This window comes from Leptospira soteropolitanensis (assembly GCF_026151655.1).
Classification (GTDB): domain Bacteria; phylum Spirochaetota; class Leptospiria; order Leptospirales; family Leptospiraceae; genus Leptospira_A; species Leptospira_A soteropolitanensis.
Window position 1 is genome coordinate 1 of the sequence record NZ_JAMQPN010000022.1, and the last position, 5,554, is coordinate 5,554.

Consider the following 5,554-nt stretch of genomic DNA (forward strand, 5'->3'; position numbering starts at 1 on the left):
CGTAGGCTCAGCTACGAGGAACGTCGGTAAGCTTTTTCGTTATACGCCATTAAATAAAAATGATTGAAAGAATAAATAACCATCTAATTAAATTTTATCCTAGTTCATCTCTATTAGAATCAAAGGATAAAATACCCAGATCCCTGAATAAAAATTCATCAATTGGAGCAGGAAACAAGTATTTATTTTACAAATATAATGGAACAATATCTGGAATCAAAAGAGAAGAAAATTTTACCAACAGAGATCAGACTTTCCTAGAAAACCTCATTAACGAATTAGATAAATTAAACATATCGACCATTAACGATTACTACTACGACATTCTTATTGAAAAAGCCTTTGATATGTCAATAGTAAAATATATATTCAAAGAGAACGAATTGCACTTTCTAAAACTCTTCGAAAAAATATATTTCTGGAGAAACAAAACTTACGAAGGTAGTTCTGTAAACTTGGGAATCGAAATAGAGCTAGAAGAAAAAGACAAAGGTGAGAAAGTAAATATCCTTGAAATTTTTGAAGAAGATTACATTGCACCTATTGGTGATGGGGTAAATACCTTTATTAAAACAGATAAAAATGGAATTATTAGTGGGATGGGTGTATATGAAAAGGAAGATAAAAACGCCTTTATTCCCATTAGATTCTCAAATATTTCGAAAAAACCAAAAAGTCAATTTATTATCCTGACTCGATTAGGAGATATAATGATAGTAGAAAATTCGCAATTAAAATTTGCAAAGAAAGGGAACTACTGGGTTGAATACAATCATCAAAAATTAACTTCAAGATTAACTGCCTTTAGTAATATTGAAGAAAATTCACTCAAAAATTCTATCTATCTCTCATGTATAGATGTATCCTTTGCAAAAACTGGAGGTCTGATATCTATAATAGGAGATGACTCAAATTTTACTCTTACTCAGATAGTTGATTCAGATTCTTTGAATGAACCAAAATATATCGAAAAAATCAGATTTTTTAACGAACTAACGAAACAGAAAAGCTTTCAGTCGTTAGAAAGACAAATAAGAAAGGAAATTTTAGCGATAGACGGAGGATTAATACTTTCCTCAAGCGGAAAAATAATCAGCATTGGAACTATAGTCAAATTACCAGGAGGAAGTTCTGGTGGTGGACGGACAGCAGCAGCAAAAGAATTGTCTAAATTAGGAATCGCAATAAAAATATCTAACGATGGATATATACAATTATTCCGAAAAGGAATTTCTAATGAAGTACTTAGAATTATTTAACGGCGTATAACAGCGACTAACCGCTTCGCTTCGGGACTTGCGCCCTCGCTCGGTCTGCGACACATAGGCTTCTGGCACTCCTCTTGCTTACGCAAGCGTCGTTCCAGTCCCTAACGTCCCGTCCGGGACTCAGGGCCAGCCTACGTCGGTTAGTCTAGTTCGTTATACGACATTAGCAAAGGAATAAAATATGATACATAACTGTAACATCTGTACAACTAAAACCTGTGAAAAAATCAAAATGGGAACATTAGATATTTGCGAATATGGAGTAGTTTGCTACGTAAAACCATCTAAAATTGAGAAATTGGATCCATATATTACTCTTAGAAATTTATCTACAAACTTGAGGCATGAAATAAATCCTATATTGTCTCTAATTCTCCAAGAAACTAATAAATTAGACCCAAATCTATCAACTGCTATGATTGATTTGGAAAAACCAAGTAACAGAATTGTTGGTGCGGTTTTGATAATCGATATGATGATTCAAATGATCTCAGGTGTAAATGATTTCCAACCTGGAGAAGTTAAACATACAAGTACAAGCAAATATCCATTAACGCCGATTTTACGAAAATATTTTTCAATACATGCAATTTTAAAAAATGCTTATCGAGCGGAAAACTTAGAACTAAGAATCGAATCAGATCGTAATTTCTTAATACAGAAAGGGGGTGATAACATAGAATACATCTTCAACATATTGTTTGACAATATATGGAAATATAGCATTTCCAACACAGAAGTTCTCGTGACAATTATACATAAAGAAAAAAACATTTTCGATATTTCTGTGAAGAATGAATCCAAACAAATCTCAGATGGATTAGAAATTTTTAGTTTAGGTATTAAAGGTGACAACACATCAAAAGGATTTGGATTCGGATTATCATGGGCACGCACCCTAATTAATCATTACAATAATATGCTATATGAAAATATACCTGATTTAGACCTTACTCATAAACAAATAAAAAATGAAGATAAATATTATCAGATTTTTACAATTCATAATGTAGTTTTAGGAGACTAAATGAAAGAAACGCTATTGGCCAATCTCGGAAAATTCTTAATGAAAATAAAACCTCTTGAAATCGTTATCATAGACGATGAAAAGTCTTATTTTACCCCTCAAATGATAAAACTAGCCAAAGAAAGCGGGCACCGAATCATTGATCGCTATTACCTTGTTGATGATAAACTACTGAAAAAATTTATTAAATCTCCAGCAGATATATTTATTTTAGATATTAAAGGAATAACTAAAAAAGAGGTTGCAGCAGACGGATTTGCATTGGCAGAAATATTGTTATCAAAAACAAATGCCTTTATAGCAATCACATCCGCCCATAAACACCATTTAAAAAATAAAGTAATTAATGTAGATTTTATTATCGAAGATAGGCTTCTTACAGCAGTCGATTTTGTCTCAATCCTAGACGAAATAGTAAACCAATATTTAAATACTAAATTGCGCTTCTATAGAAAAATAATCTTTAAAATTGGCTTAAAATTACAAAAAATCTCAACGTTAAATGCTAACGTCGTATAACAACGGCGAATCGCTGCACTTCGGCACTTGCGGCCTCGTTTGGGCTACGCCACATTCCTCTCCGTCACGCTTCTCGCTCCGCAAGAAGACGCGCCGACGCTAACGCCTCCTTCAGAGGCTCAGCTACGAGGAACGTCGATTAGCCTAGTTCGTTAATTGCAATAGGTTAAATCATACAAAAAAAGCGCGCGAAAATTTTCTTTAGAGAGGGTTGAGGAATTAATATATTACTGCCTTTTTGTAGCGGAAACTCTCTTCAAAGATTCTTTTATTAACTGTGATTTGCTAAAGAAGGTAATTTTCTCATTAAACGAAGAAAGAAGAGTTTTTAATTCGCTAGTTCCAATATAAATTTATAAGAAAAAAGATTCGGATCGAAAATTTTCGCGCTTGATGAGATTTCCCTTTCGACAATTATCTTTTTTCAGTAGAAACCTACTGCAATTAACATCCGCTTACCGCTGCGCTCCGGCACTTACGGCCTCGCTCGGTCTCCGACACATTCCTCTCCGGCACGATTTTTGCCTCCGCAAATATCGCGCCGACGCTAACGCCTCATACTGAGGCTCAGCTACGAGGAACGTCGGTAAGCTAGTTCGTTATACGACATCTGAAAAATTTCACCTAAACCTATAAATAAAAATTGACTTAACATCATAAATGATGTATTCTGGATTGTGTCAAAGAAATGGAAAATTATATACTTTTCGGAAAATAAAGACACTCTATCTGAAATAGAAATTTTTATAAATTCAAAAGATGAGAGAAACCAGGCAAAAATATTTGCTTGGTTGGATAAACTTTCAGAATTGGGACCTAACATACCTAGGCCTTATGCAGATTTACTGATTGATGGGATTCATGAATTACGAATTAAGCTATCTGGTTCGCAGATAAGAATTCTCTATTTCTTTTGTTACAAAAATTATATAATTCTTACCAATCAATTCGTTAAGAATACTGATAAAGTACCAAAAGCTGAAATTAAAAAAGCTATTAATAGAAGAGACTATTTCCTAACTAAATATTCAGAAAAAAACTTAAAGGAGTTAAATTTATGAGATCTTTCAAAACACATTTAGACATTAAGTTAAAGAATAAATCTTTTAAGGAAAAATTTGAAGAAGAAAAGGAACTTGTTAATATCTCTATTGAGCTACAATCTTTGAGAGAGAAAAAAGGATTATCGCAATCTGATTTAGCAAAAAAAGCTCATGTTACTCAGCAACAACTTTCTAAGATAGAAAATGGTGTGAATTGCAACTTATCCACATTTTTAAAAGTTTGCCATGCGCTAGATTTAGAAATATCTATTAAAAACAGAAAACTCACTGCTTAGTTTCAGACGTCGTATAACAGCGCCTTAACGCTTCGCTTCGGGACAAGCCCTCGCTCGGTCTGCGACACATAGGCTTCTGGCACTCCCCTTGCTTACGCAAGTGTCGTTCCAGTCCCTAACGTCCCGTTGGGACTCAGGGCCAGCCTACGTCGTTAAGGCTAGTTCGTTATGCGCAAGCTTTGAAAATATTCGAATAAATAAAATGATTAAAATTTTAGATCAAACATCAATAACGCTCACGGATTCAAATTCAAAATTAGGATTTTCATCAGCAGGTTCCGATGCATGGCCCGCTTGGGATAGATTTATTACCTACGATTCAAGGAATTTATACCATATTGGAAATATATGTGGAACTTGTAATTTTTTCTTTTCTAAACTAGAAGAAACAAGTAAAATAAGCATAGATTCATACAATCTTATTGAAAATTTAAATGAAGGTATAAAATCCATTAATCATGAGTTGGTATCTCAATATTCAAAACTTTTTCCAAATGATCATTATGAAGTTCTCCTAATTGAATTCTTTCCACACCTAGTTTTCCCAAAAGATTCAGATGATTATTTCGCTAAGGATTTATGGGAAACATGGCAAAAAGAACGATTTCAGGAAGAAGAAGATACTAAAACAGAATACTACCGAGGAAGTGATAAGAAAATCCTAAATGAAGAAAAAATTTACGAATTTTATATTCCTATCTATCCTATCAAAAATTTAAATGCAGATAGAGTAAAATATTACGAAGATCTTATCCGCAATGAAAAAAAGCCTACCGCTTTATCAATTTCTATACTAGATGTAAAGTCACCATGCGATTTTCCAATAATTAATGGCGAAGAAAAATATCCAGAAATTTCTACTCACTGGTGTTTTGCCAATTATATATTAGATGGCCATCATAAAATATTTGCAGCATCAAACTTAAGAAAAAGCATAACCTTGGTAACTTTTCTCTCACATAATCAATCCTGGAAGTATATTGAAGAATTTGTAAATCACTGCAAAACTTAAATAAATGAGCAATATAATTTTATATCTATATATAAAATTTTAACTATTAAAACAAAGCCAGCGCATAACAGCGTGGAAACGCTTCGCTTCGGCACAAGGCCTCGCTTGGGCTGCGCCACATTTCCCTTCTGTCACTCGTTTGCATCCGCAAACTCCGTGCCAGTCCCTAACGTCCCGCCGGGACTCAGGGTCGGGAAACGTCGTCTCCCCTAGTTCGTTATGCGAAATCGCAAATATTCAAAATTATTCAGGAAAAGTTATGAAGTCAGAATTTAAAACCTTAGTATTCTTATTGTTAATTTTCTCTTGTAAATCCAATGAAAAACTATCAGAAGATGAATTACTAAAATATTCAGAATTAAATGAAACTGCTGTGTTTATAAATTATG

At 33.5% G+C, this 5,554-nt stretch carries 6 protein-coding genes; all 6 read left to right on the forward strand.

Annotated features, from left to right (window positions below; all coding sequences use genetic code 11):
• Window positions 1-59: 59 nt before the first annotated feature.
• The gene (locus ND811_RS18705; protein ID WP_265353518.1) at window positions 60-1,259 is read left to right on the forward strand and encodes a hypothetical protein; all 1,200 of its coding nucleotides are present in this window, start codon (window positions 60-62) and stop codon (window positions 1,257-1,259) included.
• Window positions 1,260-1,449: 190 nt separating this feature from the next.
• A complete protein-coding gene (locus tag ND811_RS18710; protein ID WP_265353517.1) occupies window positions 1,450-2,295 on the forward strand; it encodes a histidine kinase in 846 nt (281 codons plus the stop codon).
• Window positions 2,296-2,814 (forward strand): hypothetical protein, encoded by a 519-nt coding sequence (locus ND811_RS18715; protein ID WP_265353516.1) that lies wholly within the window; start codon window positions 2,296-2,298, stop codon window positions 2,812-2,814.
• Window positions 2,815-3,491: 677 nt separating this feature from the next.
• A complete protein-coding gene (locus ND811_RS18720) occupies window positions 3,492-3,875 on the forward strand; it encodes a type II toxin-antitoxin system RelE/ParE family toxin (RefSeq protein WP_265353515.1) in 384 nt (127 codons plus the stop codon).
• Window positions 3,872-4,153: a helix-turn-helix domain-containing protein gene (locus ND811_RS18725; protein WP_135629340.1), complete on the forward strand. Its 282-nt coding sequence runs from the start codon at window positions 3,872-3,874 to the stop codon at window positions 4,151-4,153. The genes ND811_RS18720 and ND811_RS18725 overlap by 4 nt, the downstream gene beginning before the upstream one ends.
• Before the next feature lie 202 nt (window positions 4,154-4,355).
• Entirely contained in the window at window positions 4,356-5,165 is an 810-nt protein-coding gene (locus ND811_RS18730) for a hypothetical protein (RefSeq protein WP_265353514.1), read from the forward strand.
• The last annotated feature ends 389 nt before the right edge of the window (window positions 5,166-5,554 follow it).